The 19,873-nt window shown below is 63.8% G+C and carries 15 protein-coding genes; 2 read left to right on the top strand and 13 right to left on the bottom strand.

Features of this window, described 5'->3' with window-relative positions; genetic code table 11:
* Window positions 1-16: 16 nt before the first annotated feature.
* The 11 genes from FHX11_RS25820 to mutS all read right to left on the bottom strand — a co-directional run bounded on the left by FHX11_RS25820 (window position 17) and on the right by mutS (window position 12,419).
* Entirely contained in the window at window positions 17-445 is a 429-nt protein-coding gene (locus tag FHX11_RS25820) for a Fur family transcriptional regulator (protein ID WP_184362912.1), read from the bottom strand.
* Window positions 446-482: 37 nt separating this feature from the next.
* Entirely contained in the window at window positions 483-977 is a 495-nt protein-coding gene (locus FHX11_RS25815) for an N-acetyltransferase (protein ID WP_184362909.1), read from the bottom strand.
* A gap of 2 nt (window positions 978-979) precedes the next feature.
* Entirely contained in the window at window positions 980-1,636 is a 657-nt protein-coding gene (gene tsaB / locus FHX11_RS25810; protein ID WP_184362905.1) for a tRNA (adenosine(37)-N6)-threonylcarbamoyltransferase complex dimerization subunit type 1 TsaB, read from the bottom strand.
* A gap of 24 nt (window positions 1,637-1,660) precedes the next feature.
* Window positions 1,661-2,227 (bottom strand): NifU family protein, encoded by a 567-nt coding sequence (locus tag FHX11_RS25805; protein WP_184362902.1) that lies wholly within the window; start codon window positions 2,225-2,227, stop codon window positions 1,661-1,663.
* Between the two features lie 117 nt (window positions 2,228-2,344).
* Entirely contained in the window at window positions 2,345-2,836 is a 492-nt protein-coding gene (locus FHX11_RS25800) for a universal stress protein (RefSeq protein WP_184362899.1), read from the bottom strand.
* A 73-nt stretch (window positions 2,837-2,909) separates the two neighbouring features.
* Window positions 2,910-3,974 carry a tryptophan--tRNA ligase gene (gene trpS, locus FHX11_RS25795; RefSeq protein WP_184362896.1) on the bottom strand — a complete coding sequence of 355 codons (1,065 nt, stop codon included), beginning with the start codon at window positions 3,972-3,974 and terminating at the stop codon, window positions 2,910-2,912.
* 112 nt (window positions 3,975-4,086) lie between these two features.
* Entirely contained in the window at window positions 4,087-4,479 is a 393-nt protein-coding gene (locus tag FHX11_RS25790; protein WP_184362893.1) for a VOC family protein, read from the bottom strand.
* Window positions 4,480-4,728: 249 nt separating this feature from the next.
* The gene (gene murJ, locus FHX11_RS25785; protein ID WP_184362890.1) at window positions 4,729-6,330 is read right to left on the bottom strand and encodes a murein biosynthesis integral membrane protein MurJ; all 1,602 of its coding nucleotides are present in this window, start codon (window positions 6,328-6,330) and stop codon (window positions 4,729-4,731) included.
* Window positions 6,327-9,287 carry a [protein-PII] uridylyltransferase gene (locus tag FHX11_RS25780; RefSeq protein ID WP_246781144.1) on the bottom strand — a complete coding sequence of 987 codons (2,961 nt, stop codon included), beginning with the start codon at window positions 9,285-9,287 and terminating at the stop codon, window positions 6,327-6,329. Before FHX11_RS25780 ends, murJ begins: the two co-directional genes overlap by 4 nt.
* A gap of 156 nt (window positions 9,288-9,443) precedes the next feature.
* Entirely contained in the window at window positions 9,444-9,737 is a 294-nt protein-coding gene (locus FHX11_RS25775) for a hypothetical protein (protein WP_184362887.1), read from the bottom strand.
* A gap of 24 nt (window positions 9,738-9,761) precedes the next feature.
* Complete coding sequence (gene mutS / locus FHX11_RS25770; protein WP_210292598.1) at window positions 9,762-12,419, bottom strand: DNA mismatch repair protein MutS; 2,658 nt, start codon at window positions 12,417-12,419, stop codon at window positions 9,762-9,764.
* Between the two features lie 196 nt (window positions 12,420-12,615).
* Here mutS and FHX11_RS25765 point away from each other — a divergent pair, with 196 nt between their 5' ends.
* Window positions 12,616-14,904, top strand: coding sequence for an NADP-dependent malic enzyme (locus FHX11_RS25765; RefSeq protein ID WP_184362883.1), 2,289 nt, complete (start codon window positions 12,616-12,618; stop codon window positions 14,902-14,904).
* A gap of 141 nt (window positions 14,905-15,045) precedes the next feature.
* The gene (locus FHX11_RS25760) at window positions 15,046-16,455 is read left to right on the top strand and encodes an adenylate/guanylate cyclase domain-containing protein (protein WP_184362881.1); all 1,410 of its coding nucleotides are present in this window, start codon (window positions 15,046-15,048) and stop codon (window positions 16,453-16,455) included.
* 22 nt (window positions 16,456-16,477) lie between these two features.
* Here the strand turns inward: FHX11_RS25760 and FHX11_RS25755 are convergent, their stop codons facing one another.
* Both FHX11_RS25755 and FHX11_RS25750 read right to left on the bottom strand, forming a co-directional pair.
* On the bottom strand, window positions 16,478-17,317 hold the full coding sequence (locus tag FHX11_RS25755; RefSeq protein WP_246781147.1) for a GNAT family N-acetyltransferase: 840 nt from the start codon (window positions 17,315-17,317) through the stop codon (window positions 16,478-16,480).
* A 260-nt stretch (window positions 17,318-17,577) separates the two neighbouring features.
* Window positions 17,578-19,872 carry a PAS domain-containing hybrid sensor histidine kinase/response regulator gene (locus FHX11_RS25750; protein WP_184362876.1) on the bottom strand — a complete coding sequence of 765 codons (2,295 nt, stop codon included), beginning with the start codon at window positions 19,870-19,872 and terminating at the stop codon, window positions 17,578-17,580.
* Window position 19,873 lies beyond the last annotated feature (1 nt).

Below are 19,873 nucleotides of genomic sequence, written 5' to 3'. Positions count from 1 at the left end.
CACGACCGTCATCACCTCAGCGTTCGTCCTTCTTCAGCGGGATACCATAGAGCTCCAGCCGATGGTCGACGAGCTTGAAACCGTGTTCGCGGGCAATACGCTCCTGCAACGCCTCGATCTCGGGCGAGCGGAATTCGATCACCTCGCCGCTCTTCAGATCGATCAGGTGATCATGATGCTCTTCCGGCACGGTCTCGTAGCGCGATCGGCCGTCGCGGAAATCATGGCGAGCCAGGAGGCCGGCATCCTCGAACAGCTTCACCGTGCGGTAGACGGTCGAAATCGAGATCTTCGCGTCCACTTCGGCGGAGCGGCGATAAAGCTCCTCGACATCGGGATGATCCTCGGACCCTTCGATGATGCGGGCAATGACCCGCCGCTGCTCCGTCATGCGCATGCCGCGCTCGACGCAGAGCTCCTCCAGGGATTTCACGGGATCGGTCATCGATACGGTCTTCAGTCCATTCGTCTATGATAAGGGACTAGCGAAGAACGCGGCGCATGACAAGCGCCGTCGATTTCGCGCCGTTTTCACCGACATAATAGGCCTTGCGCTCGCCGACCGTCTCGAAGCCGAGCTTGCGGTAGAGGCCGAGCGCCGGCTGATTGACGCCGTCGACCTCGAGAAACATGGTTTCGCCACCGCGATTGCGCGCCTCGCGCATTGCCGCCTGCATCAGCCGCCAACCGAGGCCGGAACGGGCAAGCCTGGTGCTGACGGCGATCGTCAGGATCTCGGCCTCACCCGCGACGTTGCGCGCCAGCACGAAACCTGGAAGCGCTTTCTTCAGGATGGCGTTCGTCTGCCGGCCAACGAAGCCGAAGGTGGTGTTCTGCGTCAGCAGGCTCTCGAATTCGCTATCGCCCCAGACCCGCGTAAACCGCTCGCCATGCAGGGCGGCCACCTCGGCGCAATCCTGCAATTGCATCGGGACGATCTCGTATTCGGCTTTCAGGGTGAGATAGGATTCGAGCATGGTCATAGCCTGGCGACGGCGTACCCGGCCTGCGGTCTGGCATCGGGCCCGCGAAGATAGAGCGGTTTCGGCTTTTCGCTTACCGGTTTGGCAGCGCCCAGCCGGGCGACGACGGCAATCGGGAAGGCGTCGGGCCGCTCCGGCGGCGGCGCATCGCTCAGCCGGGCGACAGCCGTGCCGGTGACGATGCCGTCGAAGGCGCCCGCAATCTCGCCGGCCTCCTCGACCGTCACCGCGCGCGCCTCGTCCAGCGGACGGCCATCGCTGTCGAAGGACTGGAGATAAATCTCCTCGCGCTTGGCATCGATAGCGGCCAGAACCGATTGACCGGGATTCTGTGCTCTTGCAGCCGCCGCCATGACCTCGAGGGTCGTGACGCCGATGGCGGGAATGTTGAGGGAGAGCGCAAAACCGCGCGCGGCGGCAACGCCGATGCGGATGCCGGTGAAGGAACCGGGGCCGACGGTGACAACGACACGCTGAACGGCCGACAGCGCGATGCCGGCTTTCGCCAGCGCCGCGTCGACAACGTGCATCAGATGCTCGGCATGCCCCCGCCCGATCGTCTCCGTGACCTCCCCCATCACAGAATCACTGCCGCTATCATACACAGCGGCAGCGCAATCCACACCTGCCGTGTCGAGCGCCAGTACGATCATATTTATGTTTCCGAAACGCCGGGATTAGACGGCTTCGACTTCCTGAACTTCCGGGACGAAATGGCGCAGCAGGTTCTGCACGCCGTGCTTCAGCGTCGCCGTCGAGGACGGGCAGCCGGCGCAGGACCCCTTCATATTGAGATAGACCTTGCCGTCGCGGAAACCACGGAAGGTGATGTCACCGCCATCCTGGGCGACGGCCGGTCGAACGCGGGTTTCGAGCAGCTCCTTGATGGTCAGCACGATCGCCTCGTCGCCTTCATCGAAGAATTCGCCGCCGGCATCCTGTGCTTCGGAGAGGACCGAGGCCGCGCCCATGACCGGCTTGCCGGACATGAAATGCTCCATGATCGAGCCGAGAATGGCGGGCTTCAGATGCTGCCATTCCTGGTTTTCCTTGGACACGGAGATGAAATCGTAGCCGAAATAGACGCCGCTGACGCCGGGGATGTCGAACAGGCGCGCGGCAAGCGGCGAAGCCTCGGCTTCCTCGGCATTGCGGAATTCGGCCGTGCCGCTTTCCATCACCACCTTGCCCGGCAGAAACTTCAGGGTCGCGGGGTTCGGCGTCGCTTCGGTCTGAATGAACATCTTGATCTCCATGCGGCGGGCTGAAGCCTTGCGCCAACTTTAGAATATTTCAAAAGAGAATAGGTCCTTTGGTCTTATTATTCAAGAGACTGGCGCTCAAGAATAGCCCAAAAGACATCAACTGAGGGCGTCGATTTCCTCATTCGTCAACGTATCCGGCAGCACGGTCACCGGGATCGGAAAGGCGGCCGCGCGTCCCGCGATCGAGGAGACCAGCGGCCCCGGCCCTTCCTTGGCCGAGCCGGCGGCGAGAACGAGGAGCGCGATGTCCCGGTCTTCCTCGATCACCGCATTGATCTGTTCGGCGGCCGCACCCTCGCGAATGACGATTTCCGGATCGATGCCGACATTTTCGCGGACGGTCTGCGCCGCCTTCGCCGTCACCGCCTCGGCCTCTTCGCGTGCTTCCGCCCGCATGATCTCCTCGACACCCAGCCATTGCTGGAAATCGCCCTCGGGGATCACATAGAGAAGCACCAGCCCGCCATTGGAATTCTTGGCGCGGCGACCGGCATAGTGGACGGCCCGCTGGCATTCGGGCGTATCGTCGATGATCGCCATGAACTTGCGGCGATGCCCTTCCAGCCGTGAGAGTCGTTTTGAAACCATGGGGCGACTCTGACACCGGAAAGCGGCCGATGGCAAGCCCCCGTTTCAAACGGAGGCTTGCATCCGGTTTGGCTCAGTAGAGAAAGCCGATAATGTCGCGGACCTGCTTCATCGTCACGTCGGCGCGGGCACGAGCACGGGCGCTGCCATCGCGCAGAATGGCGTCGATATGGCCGGGATCGGCCATCAGGCGGCGCATCTCGGTGGTGATCGGCGAGAGGACGTGCACGGCGAGATCGACCAGCGCCGGCTTGAAGACCGAGAACTGCTGGCCGCCGAATTCCGAGAGGACGTCCGCCTTCGACTTGTCGGCGAGCGCGGCATAGATGCCGACGAGATTGTCGGCTTCCGGCCGGCCGGCAAGACCGGCGATTTCGCTCGGCAAGCCATCGGGATCGGTCTTGGCCTTGCGGATCTTCTTGGAGATGTTTTCCTCGTCGTCGAGCAGGTTGATGCGCGACAGGTCGGAAGCATCCGACTTCGACATCTTCTTGGTGCCGTCGCGCAAGGACATGACGCGCGGCGCCGGGCCGTCGATCAGCGGCTCGACCATCGGGAAATAGGCATGCACCGGCTCGTCGCCGACGGTGATGTCGATGCCGTAGCCCGAGCGGCGGATATGCTCCATGTAGTCCAGATTGAACTTCATGGCGATGTCGCGGGTCAGCTCCAGATGCTGCTTCTGGTCGTCGCCGACCGGAACATGGGTGGCGCGATAAAGCAGGATGTCGGCGGCCATCAGGCTCGGATAGGCATAGAGGCCGAGCGAGGCCTGCTCGCGGTCCTTACCGGCCTTGTCCTTGAACTGCGTCATGCGGTTCATCCAGCCGATGCGGGCGACGCAGTTGAAGATCCAGGCAAGCTCGGCATGCTGCGGCACGGCCGACTGGTTGAAGACGATATGCTTTTCCGGATCGATGCCGGCGGCAAGGAAGGCGGCGGTGATCGAACGCGTCTGGTTCGGCATGTCCTCATGCACGAGCTGGGCGGTCAGCGCATGCATGTCGACGACGCAGTAGATGCAGTCGTTGTTTTCCTGCAGCGCCACGAACTTGCGGATCGCGCCGAGATAGTTGCCGAGATGGAGATTGCCGGTTGGCTGAACGCCGGAGAATACGAGCGGCTTGAATTCGGTCATGTCGTCCTCGAAAGGCTTGTGGAGGGCCTGGGTGAGCTCTCGCTCGACCCTTGGTTTCGAGCGGCTTATGCACGCGGGACCGGCGGGGATCAAGAGGTTATATCGGGCAGTCTCAGGAAGAATGCTGGATCAGATCCCAAGTGTTGCCGTAGGGATCTGAAAAGACCGCGACCGTGCCATAGACTTCGTGGCGCGGCTCTTCCAGAAAATGCACGCCCCTGGCAAGCATCGCGGCATGATCGCGGGCGAAATCGTCGGTCCTGAGGAAAAAGCCGACCCGACCGCCGGTCTGGTTGCCGATCGCGGCGCGCTGCCGGTCATCGGCAGCCTGGGCCAACAGGAGTGCGGCGCCCTCCCCGTCTTTCGGCTTCACCACGACCCAACGCTTTCCTTCCGGCTGCGCCTCGTCCTGCAGGCAGTCGAAGCCGAGGGCATCGCAATAGAAGGTCTTGGCGCGATCGTAGTCATCGACGACCAGGGTGATGAGGAAGAGGGACTGGGGCATGAGAGGGCTCCGCGTTCGGCAAAGGCGTCCCCTCGCCCCGCTTGCGGGGAGAGGGCTAGGGTGAGGGGCATGTACAAAAGCTCGGCGTCGGCAGGCTATCCTGACCAACCCAAACGATGGCGGCGTCGGCAAAGTGTACTTTTGCGGCGACACCCGCGAAAGCCCCGCATCCGACTCGTCGCAATCTCACTCCGTTCGATCGCCCCAACCCAACTTCTCCCCGCCCCTTCGACAGGCTCAGGAGCTTGCCTACTCCCCGTTCGCCACTTCCGCATCCGGTGCAGCAGCCGCCGGCTTGCGGTTCACATTGCGGCGGATCATGCCGATGTCGGCGCCGCCGATCAGGAAGGCGACGGCGAAATAGACCAGCATCGCGATGCCGATCAGCAGGCCGAGCGTGCTGACCTTGGTCAACAGCGAGGCGGCGGAGGCAAGATAGGGTTCCCAGCGATGCTGGAGGTAGACGATCGCTGCCGTCATGACGCCAGCGGAAACGAGCAGCAGCACGGTGCGTTTGGCCAGGCCCCATTCCCAGGTCAGATGGCCGCGGCGCAGCAGGGTGGTGAAGAGCAGCACCGTGCTGATCCAGCCGGCCGTCGCCTCGGCCACCGCGATCCCCGGCGCGCCCATATAGGGAAAGAGGCTGAGCGCGATGGCGCAATTGGTGGCGACGGCGATGCCGGAGAAGCGCATCGGGGTCTTGGTGTCCTCGCGGGCGTAGAAGCCCGGCTGCAGCGCCTTAATCAGGACGAAGGCCGGCAGGCCGAGCCCGTAGATCGCCAGGATCGAGCCGACGATCAGGGTGTTTTCCTGATGAAAGGCGCGGCGCTCGTAGAGCACGCGGATGATGTCGTCGGAGAGAACCCACAGCGCCATGGCCGCCGGCAAGGTCAGGAACAGCACGAATTCCATCGAGCGGTTCTGCAGGTTGGCGGCTTCCTTCAGGTGCCCCGATTTCAGGGCGCGGGCGAGCTCCGGCAGCAGCACCACGCCGACGGCAACGCCGACGACGCCGAGCGGCAGCTGATAGATGCGGTCGGCATATTGCAGGGCGGCGATGGCACCCTCGCGGCTGGAGGCGATCGCCTGGCCGATCATCTGGTTGATCTGGGTGATGCCGCCGGTGACGGCGGCGGGAATGGCGAGGATCAGCAGCCGCTTGACGTTCGGCGTGAAGCGCGGCCAGCGGAAGCCGATATTGATGCCGGCATGGCGCACGCCGATATAGACGACGAGCAGCTGCAAGATGCCGGCCGCCAGCACGCCCCAGGAGAGATACCAGGCGGTTTCCAGCGGAATCGCGCCGAAATAGAGCGAATAGAACAGCGCGCCGATCATCACCACGTTGAGGAAGATGGGCGCGACGGCGGCGGCGAAGAAATGATGCAGCGAATTCAGCATGCCGCTCATCATCGCCGTCAGCGACATGCACATGAGATAGGGGAACATCACGGCCGCCATGCGCACCGTGATCGAGAACTTCTCCGGATCGTCGGCAAAGCCCGGCGCGATGATCCAGCGCACGATGAGCGGCATGCCCAGTTCCATGACGACGGTGATCAGGAACAGTACGGAAAAGAGAACGCCGAAGACCTCTTCGGAAAAGCGCTTGGCGCCCTCGATGCCGTTGGCTTCGATCTCCTTAGCGAAAAGCGGCACGAAGGCGGCGTTGAAGGCACCTTCGGCGAAGAGGCGGCGGAACAGGTTCGGAAAGCGGAAGGCGGCGTAGAAGACGTCGGCCATCGGCCCTGTGCCAAGGGCTGCCGCCATCAGCGTCTCGCGGGCGAAACCGAAAATGCGGCTACCGAGCGTCGCGCCGCCGACGGTGATGAATTTCTTGACGAGGCTCATGCGGCTGAACCGGCTTTCTTTTCGGTCGTGGGCTTTTCGGTCGTGGGCTTTTCGGTCGTGGGCTTGTCGGCGCCGGACTTGTCGGCAGCGGGCGAGCGCGTGGCGGCGGGCGCGATGATGCCGGACGGCATGCGCTCGCGCATCTCGTCCTCCTCGCCCGCCATCACCGCCTTCAGGCGCGCGGTGATATAGGCTCGCCTGTTCTCGTTGGAAATCTTCTGTCCGACGAGATCGGTGACATAGAAAGTATCGATGACCTTCTCGCCGAAGGTGGTGATGCGCGCCGACTGGATGTCGAGCGAGAGATCCGACAGGACGGCGGTGATTTCCGACAGGAGACCTGTGCGGTCGAGGCATTCGACCTCGATGACGGTGAACTTGTTGGAGAGGCTGTTGGAAATCGTCACCGATGGCGGAATGACGAAGGCCTTGTTCTTGCGGCGGTTCTTGGTGCGCGTCGCAATCACTTCCGGCAGGCGCTTGCGGCCGGCGAGCACGTCCTCGATCATCTTGCCGATGGTGCCGGCGCGGCGAAGCTCATCGGCATCGTCGGCGAATTCGCGGCTGACATGGATGGTGTCCAGCGCCCGGCCGTCGGCCGTGGTGAAGATCTGCGCATCGGCGATATTGGCGCCGGCCGCGGCGCAGGCGCCGGCGATGACGGTCAAGAGGCGCGGATGGTCGGGCGACAGCACGGTGATTTCGGTGATGGCGTGGAAACTATCGGTACGCACCATGGTCGCCAGCACCTGGCCCGACTTGTCCGTCTGGCGGATGAAGCGCGTGTGGCGGATCTGGTCTTCCAGCGGCACCGACAGAAGATAGGGCTGGTAGTGCAGCTTGACATAGGCCTTGCGGGCCTTCTGGCCCCAATCATCCAATGCCGCTTCGAGCGCCTTGGCGGCGGCTTCCGCCCGCTCCTTGCGCGACACTTCCGAGAAACCACCGGCCAGCAGCAGCTCGGTCTCGTAATAGAGCGTACGCAGCAGCTGGCCTTTCCAGCCGTTCCAGACGCCGGGGCCAACGGCACGAATGTCGCAGACGGTCAGGATCAGCAGCATCTTCAACCGGTCGAGCGACTGCACCCGGTCGGCGAAATCGATGATGGTCTTGCGGTCGGTGAGGTCGCGGGTCTGGGCGACCATCGACATGGTCAGATGTTCCTCGATCAGCCAGACCACCAGCTCCGTCTGCTTCGGTGTCAGGCCGAAACGCGGGCAGAGCTTGCGCGCCACCTTGGCGCCAGCCTCGGAGTGATCCTCCTCGCGGCCCTTGGCGATGTCGTGCAGCAGAACGGCGACATAGAGCGCGTCGCGGTCCTCGATACCCGGCATCAGCTTGTTGGTGAGCGGATGGATATCCTCCGCCTTGCCCTTGTCGATCTCCGACAGCACCTCGACCGCACGGATCAGATGCTCGTCGACCGTATAGTGATGATACATGTTGAACTGCATCATCGAGACGATCTTGCCGAATTCGGGAATGAAGCGGCCGAGCACGCCGGCCTCGTTCATGCGGCGCAGGATCAGCGCCGGATCGCGCTTGGAGGTCAGGATGGAGAGGAAGAGCCGGTTCGCCTCCTCGTTCTCGCGCAGCTCATTGTCGATCAGCCCCAGCGAGCGGGTCACACGCTTCAGCGTATCGGGATGGAATTCCAGGCCATTGATGTCGGCGACGAAGAACAGCCGGATGAGGCTCACCGGATCGCGCTTGAAGACATCGGGATTGGCGAGCGCGATGCGGCCGCGATCCTCGACGAATTCGACCGTGCCGGGGATCTTGCGCAGGCGATGGGCGAAACGGCTGATGACGCCCGTCAGGCCCGGCGTCGCCTTGGCCTGCTGGTCCTCCAGCGCCGCGCAAAGGATGCGCGTGAGATCGCCGACATCCTTGGCGACAAGGAAATAATGCTTCATGAAGCGCTCGACGGCGGAAAGGCCGGGGCGGGCATGATAGCCGAGCGCCTCGGCGATCTCGCGCTGGATGTCGAAGGAGAGCCGTTCCTCCGCCTTGCCGGTCAGGAAATGCATGTGGCAGCGCACGGCCCAGAGGAAATCCTCGGCCTTCTGGAAGAGGCGATATTCCTGCTTCGAGAGCACGCCGAGCTTCACCAGCTCGGCCGGATCGCGGACGTGATAATAATATTTGGAGATCCAGAACAGCGTGTGCAGGTCGCGCAGGCCGCCCTTGCCTTCCTTGACATTCGGCTCGACCAGATAGCGGGTATCGCCGGCCTTGCGATGGCGCTCGTCGCGCTCGGCAAGCTTGGCGGCGATGAATTCCGGGCCGGTATTGGTGACGATCTCCTTGTCGAAGCGCGTCTCCAGCTCGCGTGCCAGCGGCTCGCTGCCGCAGATGTAGCGGGTCTCCAGAATGGCGGTGCGCACCGTCATGTCGGACTTGGCTTCGCGGATGCATTCCTCGACCGTGCGCGTGGCATGACCGACCTTGAAGCCCATGTCCCAGAGCATGTAGAGGATGAATTCCACCGCCTTGTGCGTCTCGTCCGCCGGTTTCGGCTGGAAAATGAACAGAAGATCGATGTCCGAGCCGGGCGCCAGCGTATCGCGGCCGTAGCCGCCGACGGCGGTAATCGCGAAGCTGCCCTTCTGCTTGGGATAGACGTGGCTGACGGTGAAATCATAGAGAATGGTGGTGATCTGGTCCTGCAGCCAGGAAATCCGGTGTGCACAATCGAGCCCGCCGCCTTCCTCCGACAGCAGCCGGCGCGCGTTTTGCCGGCCTTCGTGGCTTGCCTTCTTCAACAAAGCGAGAAGGGCGGAGCGCTCCTCCTTCTTGTCGCCGTGGCGCTTGGCCAGAGCTTCGCATTCGGCTCTCAGGGCTGGGACATCGAGAATATCGGAAAAATTCATATCGCGCGTCACCATGCTCGGCCGACCGGAATCCTGTTCTTTGACCGCGGCCCATTGCCGGGGCGCCTGTCTTTTCGTCTGCATGCGCTATAGCCTCTTTGCCCGGCGATTGACACAGGCTTTCGTGACCCGAAGCCCATAATCCCGCCTGACGCCGACATTCTCGAACCAGCGCTCACAGGGTTCTATCGGGTCAAGGTTGACGAAGGATGACGGCTGTCGATGCAGAAATCGGCGGTTTTAGGGCTGCGGCACCTCGAGCGACCGTCTGAGCTCGTTAATGCTATGCAATATGTTGCGCGACTGGGCACCGATCTGCGTCAGCATCTCCCGCTCGCATTCCCAATAGCCGGCCTTGGCGATCTTCGAGCAGATATCGGAAATCCGGCCGCAGGACAGGGCGATATTGAGAAGCCCACGGTCGGACTCGCAATCCGGCGCCTCTCCCTCGCCGCAGATCTTGCCACGGGCGGCAATCGGGGAGAAACGCTCGGCAAGGATACGGACCTCGGCGAGAAGATGTTCGATATGCATCGGATTGTCCTTGGAAATCGCTCGTCAGCCGGCCTTGTTCATAGTCTTTTTCAGTTCGTAGAGCGCATCGAGGGCTGCGCGCGGCGTTAGGTCGTCGAGATCAAGCGCCTTCAGCGCCTCCTCGACCTTGGACGGCCCGCGCTTGCCGCTCGCCTCCTCGCGGCGAACCGCGACCTGGAAGAGCGGCAGGTCGTCGATGAGCTGGCTGGCCGGGTTCTTGCGGTCGGCATCTTCGAGACGCGTCAGAACGTCGCGGGCGCGCGCCACGACCGAGGCCGGCAGGCCGGCAAGCCGGGCAACCTGGATGCCGTAGGAGCGATCGGCGGCGCCGGGGCCGACCTCGTGCAGGAAGATGACGTCGCCGTCCCATTCCTTGACGCGCATCGTGGCATTGGAGAGCCGATCGAGCTTCTCCGACAGCACGGTCAGCTCATGGAAATGGGTCGCAAACAGACCCCGGCAGCGGTTGGCCTCATGCAAATGCTCGACCGCCGCCCAGGCGATGGAGAGACCGTCGAAGGTCGCCGTGCCGCGGCCGATCTCGTCGAGGATGACGAGCGAACGCTCGGTCGCCTGGTTGAGGATCGCCGCCGTCTCGACCATCTCGACCATGAAGGTGGAGCGGCCGCGCGCCAGATCGTCCGAGGCGCCGACGCGCGAGAACAGCCGGTCGACGATGCCGATATGGGCGGCGGCGGCGGGCACGAAGGAGCCCATCTGCGCGAGGATCGCGATCAGGGCGTTCTGGCGCAGGAAGGTCGATTTACCGCCCATGTTCGGGCCGGTCAAAAGCCAGATCGCCCCATCCCTGCCGTCCGATGCCGGCGACAGGTCGCAATTGTTGGCGACGAAGGGACCGCCCGCCTGGCGGCGCAGCGCCTGCTCGACCACCGGATGGCGGCCGCCTTCGATGGCAAACATCCGGCTGCCATCGACGACAGGGCGGCAATAAGCCTGCTCTTCCGCGAGCAGCGCCAGGCCGGCGGCAACGTCGATCACCGACAGCGCCCGCGCGCCCGCCTTGATCGCCTCGGCTTCGGCCACCACAGCCGCGACCATGCGGTCGAAGGCGGCGAGCTCGATCGACAGCGCCTTGTCGGCGGCGTTGGCGATCCGGCTTTCGAGATCGGCAAGCTCGGTCGTGGTGAAGCGCATGGCATTGGCCATGGTCTGGCGATGGATGAAGCGCGCCTTGGCCTCGGCACCGTCGGTCATCGGACCGGCATTGCCGGCCGTGACCTCGATGAAATAGCCGAGCACGTTGTTGTGCTTGATCTTCAGCGACTTGATGCCGGTTTCCTCGGCATATTGCAGTTGCAGTCCGGCAATGACGCGGCGTGACTGGTCGCGCAACGCCCGCACCTCGTCCAGCTCGGCATTCGCCCCTTCCCGCAGGAAGCCGCCGTCGCGTTTCAGAAGCGGCAATTCGTCGGCGAGCGTGGTGGCCAGCAGCTCTTCGAGAGCGACGGGCAGAGCGCGCAGGCCGCCAAGCGCGGCATCCAGCTCCTCGGGCAGAAGCGCGGCACCCAGCAGTCCGGCGATATGGGCGGCGGCGGCAAGGCCCTGGCGGATCGCCCAGAGGTCGCGCGGGCCGCCGCGGTCGAGCGCCAGGCGCGACAAAGCGCGCGGCATGTCGGGTACATGCTTCAACGCCGAGCGCAGATCGCCGCAAAGCGACGGCTCCTCGACGAGGAAGCCGATCGAATCCAGCCGCTCATTGATGCGCGCGGGATCGGTGAGCGGCGACATCAGCCGCTCGGCAAGCAGACGCGCGCCGCCGCCGGTCACCGTGCGGTCGATCGCCTTCAAGAGCGCGCCGTTGCGGTCGCCGGAGAGCGTGCGCACCAGCTCAAGATTGGCGCGTGTCGCCGGGTCGATGAACAGGGTCGAGGCCCCGCTTTCGCGCTCCGGCTGGCCGAGCGGCGGCCGCTCGGCGATCTGGGTCTTCTCGACATAGGCGATGGCGGCGGCCGCGGCGGCAAGCTCGGCACGACTGAAGGAGCCGAAGCCGTCGAGCGTGGAAACGCCGAAATAGCGGGTGATGCGCCCCTCGGCGCTGGCACTGTCGAACAGCACGGCCGGCTGCGGCACCGCCGTGCGGCCGAGCACGTCGAAGACCGGCTTCAGATCCGGATCGTGGAACATGGTATCCGGCAGGATCAGTTCGCGCGGATCGATGCGCAGGATATCGGCGAGCAGCCGGGACGCTTCCGTTTCCGCCAGCCGGAAGACGCCGGTGGAAATATCGATCCAGGCCAGCGCCAATTGCGGCTCGGCACCGCCGCGAATGCGGGTGAGCGCCATCAGATAGTTGGATTCCGAGGGCGAGAGCAGCTTTTCCTCGGTGATCGTTCCCGGCGTCACCAGGCGCACGACATCGCGCCGGACCACCGATTTGCCGCCGCGCTTCTTCGCCTCCGCCGGGTCTTCCACCTGTTCGCAGACGGCAACGCGGAAGCCCAGCCCGATCAGCTTCTGCAGATAATCATCGGCGGCATGCACCGGCACGCCGCACATCGGGATGTCCTGCCCCATGTGCTGGCCGCGCTTGGTGAGCGTGATGCCGAGCGCGCGCGAAGCGTCGACGGCATCCTCGAAGAACAGCTCGTAGAAGTCGCCCATGCGATAGAACAGCAGCGAACCGGGATTGTTCGCCTTGATCTCTATGTATTGTTCCATCATCGGTGTGGCGGACGCGCGGCTTTCCTCCGAGGCAAGCTCGGCGGCCGAGAAAGCATCGACGCTGGCAACTATTCGTTCGTTCACGGATATAAATTTTTTCCCAAAAAAGAGGTGTCACCCTATCCGCGCGCCGCTATAGAAGACAACAGTTATAGGGTCACAGGGATCGGTCACCCACAGAAGCTTTGGAGGAAATATGCCTGACACCAGCAGCACGCCGCGTCCGGGAACGGGTATCACGGATCAGGAAGCGCTCGACTTCCACAAGCAGGGCCGGCCCGGCAAGCTTGAGATCAATCCGACCAAGCCAATGGCGACGCAGCGCGATCTCTCGCTGGCCTATTCGCCCGGTGTCGCCGTTCCCGTGAAGGCGATCGCCGCCGATCCGGCAACTGCTTACGACTACACCTCGCGCGGCAACATGGTGGCCGTCATCTCCAACGGCACGGCCATTCTCGGCCTCGGCAATCTTGGCGCGCTCGCCTCCAAGCCGGTCATGGAGGGCAAGTCCGTCCTCTTCAAGCGCTTTGCCGACGTCGATTCGATCGATCTCGAGATCGACACGGAGAATGTCGATGAATTCATCAATTGCGTGCGCTATCTCGGCCCGTCCTTCGGCGGCATCAATCTCGAGGACATCAAGGCGCCGGATTGCTTCATCATCGAGCAGCGCCTGCGCGAGCTGATGGATATTCCCGTCTTCCACGACGACCAGCACGGCACCGCCATCATCGCCGCCGCCGGCCTGATCAACGCGCTGGAGCTGACCGGCCGCGACCTCAAGACCACCAGGCTCGTCTGCAACGGCGCGGGGGCGGCCGCCATCGCCTGCATCGAGCTGATCAAGGCCATGGGCTTCAATCCGGACAACGTCATTCTCTGCGATACCAAGGGTGTCATCTACCAGGGCCGCAGCGAAGGCATGAACCAATGGAAATCGGCGCATGCGGTCAAGACCGACAAGCGCACGCTGGAAGAGGCGATGAAGGGTGCCGACGTCGTTTTCGGCCTGTCGCAGAAGGGCGCCTTCTCCGCCGAGATGATCCGTTCCATGGCCGACAAGCCGATCATCTTCGCCATGGCCAATCCCGATCCGGAAATCACGCCGGAGGAAGTCGCCCGTATCCGCGACGACGCCATCATGGCGACCGGACGCTCGGACTATCCGAACCAGGTGAACAACGTTCTCGGCTTCCCCTATATCTTCCGCGGTGCGCTCGACGTGCGGGCCTCGACGATCAATGACGAGATGAAGATCGCCGCCGTCCGGGCGCTGGCGAGCCTGGCACGCGAGGACGTGCCGGATGACGTGGTTGCCGCCTATCAGGGCGCGCGGCCGCGTTTCGGCGCGCAGTACATCATTCCCGTGCCCTTCGATCCGCGCCTGATCTCGGCGATCCCGGTCGCGGTCGCGCAGGCTGCGATCGAAAGCGGCGTCGCCCGCCGCGCCATGCCGGACATGGCGGCCTATGCCCGTGAGCTCTCGGCCCGGCGCGACCCGATCGCCTCGACGCTGGCACAGCTTTACGAACGGGTGCGCCGGCACCCGAAGCGCATCGTCTTCGCCGAGGCCGAGGAAGAACAGGTCATGCGCGCCGCACTGTCCTACGCCAACCAGGAACTCGGCACCGCCATCCTGCTCGGCCGCGAGGATCTGATCCACGCCACGGCCGAACGCGCCGGCATCGATCTCAACCGGCCGGGTCTCGAAATCGTCAATGCCCGCATTTCCAAGCGGGTCGATACCTATATCGACTATCTCTACGCCCGGCTGCAGCGCAAAGGCTATCTGCACCGCGACGTGGCGCGCCTGATCCATAACGACCGCAATCATTTCGCCGCCTGCATGGTGGCGCTCGGCGATGCCGACGGCATGGTGACCGGCGTAACGCGCAACTATTCCACCGCGCTCGAGGATGTGCGCCGCTGCATCGACGCCAAGCCGGGACACCGGGTTGTCGGCGTCTCGCTGGTGCTCGCCCGCGGCCGCACGGTCTTCGTCGCCGATACCGCCGTGCACGACATGCCGACGGCCGAGGAGCTTGCCGATATCGCCGAGGAGGCCGCGGGCTTCACCCGGCGCATGGGCTACGAGCCACGCGTCGCCATGCTCGCCTATTCCACCTTCGGCCATCCTTCGGGCGAACGCTCCGAGCGGGTGCGCGAGGCGGTCAGCATCCTCGACAAGCGCCATGTCAACTTCGAGTTCGACGGCGAGATGTCCGCGGACGTGGCGCTGAACCGCAGGATCATGGAAAGCCAGTATCCTTTCGCCCGGCTTTCCGGCCCGGCCAACGTGCTGGTCATGCCGGCATTCCACTCCGCCTCGATCTCAACGAAGATGCTGCAGGAGCTTGGCGGCTCGACGGTCATCGGCCCGCTGCTCGTCGGTCTCGACAAGCCGGTACAGATCACCTCGATGGGCGCCAAGGATTCCGACATCGTCAACATGGCGGCGATCGCGGCCTACGGGGCTGGGGCTTAACTTTGCAAAAGCCTCCTCACCCTGCCCCACTCCCCTCCGGGAGATGGCAGGGTGAGGGGCGCATTCTTGCCCTCTCAACGACAAGCGAAGACTCGAAGAAGACCGATAGCGGCCGCTTCGAATTGGGTGTAAAATGCCGGGATGAGTGAAGCTCAGTCCCTGTTCACAGTGCTGCGCCATTCAGCGCGGTCAGATATCGTCGACTCCATCGAGCGGCTCGTCCTTGAGGCCCCTGACCGCAAGCTCAACCGCGTGAACGCGCTTGCCTTCGCAGCCGAGCACGGCTTCGACGACGACCAGACCATCAACGCCTTCCTGCACGCCTCCCGCCTCGGCCTTTTCGAAATGTCGTGGAATGTCCTCTGTCCCGGCTGCGGCGGCGTCTTGGACGCCAATACCTCGCTGAAGACCGTGCAGAGCGATACCTACAACTGCACGCTCTGCGCGGCCGGTTATGAGCCGACCCTCGACGAGATGGTCGAAGTCACCTTCACCATCAGCCCGCGCGTGCGCCATATCGAGGCGCACAACCCTCAGGAACTGCCGCCCCTCGAATATTTCCGCCAGATCTATTGGAGCTCGGGCGTGGACCTGCCCGAGGAAGGCTACGAGGCGAAAGTCGACGAGTTCGTTCTCGAGTCGCTGGAGCTGCCGCCGGGGGATAAGGCGGTCATCTCGCTGCAATTGCCCGCCGAATTCGTCGTCATCTTCGAGCCGGTCACCCATGCGGCGCAATTCCTCGACGTCAAGGGCGAACCGTCGCGGGAACGACAGACCATCTCGCTCGTATTCGACCGGATGCAGCGGCATGGCGACCCCATCGTCCTAAGGCCCGGCCCCCTGCGCATCCTGATGGAAAACCATACGAATATCCGAGCGCTGCCATCGGTCTGTGTGGCCAACGATGCGCTTCACGACCTGCTCGGCCATCGCCGGCCCTTCCTGACCGCAAAGCGCCTGCTGTCCAACCAGACCTTCCGCGACATCCACCGCACCGACACGATCGATGTGGATCAGAGACTGAAGATCACCAGCCTCACCTTTCTCTTCACCGACCTGCGCGGCTCGACGGAGCTCTATGAAAGGGTCGGCGACCTCGCCGCCTTCGATCTGGTCAGGACGCATTTCAGCATTCTGCACGAGATCGTCGCCGCCGAGGCGGGCGCCGTGGTCAAGACCATCGGCGATGCCGTCATGGCGACCTTCCCCAGTCCGGATCGGGCATTGGTCGCGGCGATGCGGATGCGCGAAGCCATGCTCGGCCTCAACAGCGAGCGCGGCAACAACGACCTTCTCCTGAAGATCGGCATTCACGAGGGCCCCTGCATCGCGGTCAGCCTCAACGAACGCCAGGATTATTTCGGGCAGACGGTCAACATCGCCTCCCGCGTGCAGCATCTGGCGACATCACGCGAGATCTTCGCGACGGGCTCAGTTCTTGAGAACGCACGCGCCGCCGAGCTTCTGAGCACGCGCGGCCTGCAGCCCGTATCCCATCACGTTTCGCTTCGCGGCATCACCGACGAGATCGATATTTTCGCAATTCCCTGAGAGGCTGGCCTGCCCGCTTCCGTCAGCTCGCGAACCGCCCGGCGTCGGCGCCGTAGTAATTGACGTAGCGGTCCGAAATGCTTGATATCGGCAGAACGATCAGCACGTCCGTCGTGTTGAAGGCATGGTCGACCACCGCGCTGGAGCCGACCATCGCGCCGAGGCGCAGGTAGCCCTTGATCAGCGGCGGCAGCGCCATCAGCGCCTTCTTGGAATTGACCGCCTCGACCGGCATCAGATCCATGGTGCGGGCAAGCGACGGCAGCGCGCCGACGGCCCAATCGTCCTTGGCGACGACATTGTGATAGAGGAAGGACAGGGCAAGCGCATGCTGTTCCGGGCGGATGCCGGGGAAGGAGGCGCAGCCGAACATGGCACCCATGCCATGCTTCAGCGCATAGGCCCAATTGCCCTGCCACAGAAGTTCGACGGTACGCTTGTTGCGATAGGCCGGCAGAACACAGGAACGGCCAAGCTCCATGAACTGCTTGTCGGGATGGCGGGCGAGAAGCGCATCGACATCGAATTCGGAAGAGGAATAGAAACCGCCATTCGCCATCGCCACTTCCTGGCGCAGCAGACGGTAGGTGCCGACGATCTGATCTTCCGTGTCGCCTTCCAGCGAGCGGTCGAGCACCAGCAGGTGGTCGCAGATCGAATCATAACTATCGACGTCGCGCTGGCGACGCATGGCGTCGGGCGGCAACTGCGCGTTCATCTCCTCGACGAAGACGCGATAGCGCACAGCCTGGGCTGCATCGATTTCCCGCGCCGTGCGAGCAAGGCGGGTTTCTAGATTTCCGATGCGTCCGAGCACATCGCTGGCAACCGGCGCAACCGTTGCCTTTGAAGACTGAACCATTTCGCCCTGAGCTTCGCGATTCAAAATTTCGATGGACATGGCGACTCCCCCTGCGGGTTGATATAGGCGCCATAAAGCAAATTCGTGCGACAGGAAAGTGACATGGGGCTTCAGGAAAAGCAAGAAGCGTGCCTGTTGCAAATTTCTAATAAGCACGAAGTCCCCAACTTCCGCAGAACCCGCAAAAGATCGGGCCGCAATTTCCAAGGTAAGAGCGGCCTTAAATAGGTGGGGACGCGGAAGGTTGATTCGAAAGCGGATCAGCCGTTGCAGGCGCGTTCGAAAGACTGTTTCGACAAGGCTTGGACCTCGGCGATCAACCGCTGAGGCTCGACCGGCTTGACGATGACGGCATCGGCTCCGGCCAGCAGGGCTTGCCGGCGGATGGCATCGCGGCTGTCGGCGGTCAGCACGATCATCGGCAGCGGCGACAAGCCGGCCCGACGCTCCTGCGCCCTGATCTGCGCCAGAACCGCCACCCCTTCGCCGCCCGGCATGGTGAGGTCGGTGACGATGATATCGGGCCGGCCCTCTGTCATTTCCGTGCGCGCGAGCAGGCCGGTGAAATCCTCGACGAGACGCACCTTGTGGCCGGCCTTGGTAAGCATGGCGCGTACCAGCATGGCGTTGACCGGATCGTCCTCGCCGAGCAGGATGTTAAGCGGAACATCGCTTTCCTCCGGCGCCACCGGGCCGAAAGCGGGCGGGCTGTCGATCAGCGCTTCCCGCTTCTCCATGCCGCGCATGCGACCGCTCAACACATCGATCAGCGATTGCTCGCGCAGCGGCCGGATCAGCCAGGCATCGAAGAGATCGAGCGGATGCGTGTTGCGCTCCTCCGGATTGACCAGGAAGATCTTCCGCAGGCCCAGGGCTGCCAGCCCGCCGCCCTCGCGGAAATACCACGGCGCCATGCGATGATCGACGATCAGGTCGGTCAAAGGCCCGTCTTCATGACCGAAGGCGGATCGCGGCAGGCTCTCGATATCCGCGGGACCGATCAGGCGGCAGCGGCCGCCAAGCGTGCGGACGGTTTCGGCGATCGCCGTGCTCGCGGCCCCCTCGGGCGCCAGAAGCAGGATGCTGGAATTGCGAAGCAGGCTGTTGCGCCGGCCATCGCTGCTCTGCTCCGCAACCGCAAGGACGGGGAAGCGGATGGTGAAGTCGCTGCCGCTGCCAAGCTCGCTGGCAACGCTCAAGCCGCCGCCGAACTCGCGCAGGATGCGGGCCGATATCGCCAGACCAAGGCCGGTGCCGGCGCTGCGGTCCAGCACGTTGCCGGCCTGCTCGAATTCGCCGAAGACCCGCGCCTGCTCCTCCCCTGTCATGCCCGGACCGCTGTCCCTGACCGATATCACCAGCTCGCCGCCGTCGAGGCCGGCGCGGATCAGGACGCCGCCCGTCTGGGTGAACTTCACGGCATTGCCGATGACGTTGAAGAGAACCTGCCGCAGCCGCGCCGGATCGAATTCCAGCGTCTCCGGGACATCGGCGGCAACGGTGGCGGCGATTTCGATGCCCTTTTCATGGGCGCGATGGGCGAGCATCTCGACGACGCCTTCGATGAGGGGCCGCAGCGTCTCGGCGCGCGGCCGGAGCTGGAAGCGACCGACTTCGATCGTCGAGAAATCCAGAAGATCTTCGACCAGCTGCACCAGCGCGTTGCCGGACTGGCGGATGCCGGTCAAGTAATTGGCCTGCTCCAGCGTCAACGGCGTCTGGGCAAGCAGGTGGTTCATGCCGAGAATGCCCGACAAGGGCGTGCGGATCTCATGGCTGACCGTCGCAAGCAGCCGCGACTTGGCGGCACTATTATACTCAGCCTTCAGCCGTGCCTCCTCGCGAAGGCGAGCGGCCTGCCGCTCCTCGGTCACGTCGCGGGCGACGCTCTGGATGCTCAGCCGGCCCGAAAGCGGATCGCGGAACATGACATCGTGCCAGGCAAAGATGCGCCGGCCATCCGGCGTGGCGATTTCCGCATCCTGATGCTGCGCCGCCGTCACCGCGCGGAAGACGAGACCGATCTCCTCCAGCGTCGAGCCTTCCGGGTTCGATTTGCCGGTCAGCTTGCGGAAGGTCGCATTGGCATGAAGGATGCGGCGGTCCATGCCGCGCGTCACCGTGATATCGCCGAGCGCATCGTGAATGGTGGCGAAGAGGCTGGTGCCTTCGTCGGCCTCCCAGAGGCGATCGTGCTCATGCTCGCTGAGCAGCGGCGCATCGACATCCGCGTCGCGGACCTTATTCCGCCGCATCAGCATGCCGGCGACCGCCACGGCCAGGGCAATGAAGCCAAGCAGACCGGCAAGGGCGAGCGGCCCGCCGCCATAACCGACGCCAAGCAATAGCGCACCGGCAAGCAGGCCACCGCCATTCAACCAATGACGCTGCAGCCATTGCGGCAACACCGACGACGGGGCCTTGCCCTCTTCGATGGCCATGGACATGTCGATCGGATCGGCGGCCAAGCCGGGCGCATCGACCACCAGCCTTTGACGTGGCCCGGTCTGGTCGTCGGCGACAAGCTTTTCCCGCAAGTTTGCCAGAGTGCTCATG

The organism is Rhizobium sp. BK602, from assembly GCF_014195095.1.
GTDB lineage: Bacteria > Pseudomonadota > Alphaproteobacteria > Rhizobiales > Rhizobiaceae > Rhizobium.
The sequence above is the reverse complement of the archived record's forward strand: the minus strand, read 5'-3'. Positions and strand labels throughout refer to the sequence as shown.

Excerpts from the sequence above, each read along its gene's own strand:
- FHX11_RS25820 (WP_184362912.1), bottom strand. The coding sequence starts at position 445 with ATGACCGATCCCGTGAAATCCCTGGAGGAGCTCTGCGTCGAGCGCGGC.
- FHX11_RS25815 (WP_184362909.1), bottom strand. The coding sequence starts at position 977 with ATGCTCGAATCCTATCTCACCCTGAAAGCCGAATACGAGATCGTCCCG.
- tsaB (WP_184362905.1), bottom strand. The coding sequence starts at position 1,636 with ATGATCGTACTGGCGCTCGACACGGCAGGTGTGGATTGCGCTGCCGCT.
- FHX11_RS25805 (WP_184362902.1), bottom strand. The coding sequence starts at position 2,227 with ATGTTCATTCAGACCGAAGCGACGCCGAACCCCGCGACCCTGAAGTTT.
- FHX11_RS25800 (WP_184362899.1), bottom strand. The coding sequence starts at position 2,836 with ATGGTTTCAAAACGACTCTCACGGCTGGAAGGGCATCGCCGCAAGTTC.
- trpS (WP_184362896.1), bottom strand. The coding sequence starts at position 3,974 with ATGACCGAATTCAAGCCGCTCGTATTCTCCGGCGTTCAGCCAACCGGC.
- FHX11_RS25790 (WP_184362893.1), bottom strand. The coding sequence starts at position 4,479 with ATGCCCCAGTCCCTCTTCCTCATCACCCTGGTCGTCGATGACTACGAT.
- murJ (WP_184362890.1), bottom strand. The coding sequence starts at position 6,330 with ATGAGCCTCGTCAAGAAATTCATCACCGTCGGCGGCGCGACGCTCGGT.
- FHX11_RS25780 (WP_246781144.1), bottom strand. The coding sequence starts at position 9,287 with ATGCAGACGAAAAGACAGGCGCCCCGGCAATGGGCCGCGGTCAAAGAA.
- FHX11_RS25775 (WP_184362887.1), bottom strand. The coding sequence starts at position 9,737 with ATGCATATCGAACATCTTCTCGCCGAGGTCCGTATCCTTGCCGAGCGT.
- mutS (WP_210292598.1), bottom strand. The coding sequence starts at position 12,419 with ATGATGGAACAATACATAGAGATCAAGGCGAACAATCCCGGTTCGCTG.
- FHX11_RS25765 (WP_184362883.1), top strand. The coding sequence starts at position 12,616 with ATGCCTGACACCAGCAGCACGCCGCGTCCGGGAACGGGTATCACGGAT.
- FHX11_RS25760 (WP_184362881.1), top strand. The coding sequence starts at position 15,046 with ATGAGTGAAGCTCAGTCCCTGTTCACAGTGCTGCGCCATTCAGCGCGG.
- FHX11_RS25755 (WP_246781147.1), bottom strand. The coding sequence starts at position 17,317 with ATGGTTCAGTCTTCAAAGGCAACGGTTGCGCCGGTTGCCAGCGATGTG.
- FHX11_RS25750 (WP_184362876.1), bottom strand. The coding sequence starts at position 19,872 with ATGAGCACTCTGGCAAACTTGCGGGAAAAGCTTGTCGCCGACGACCAG.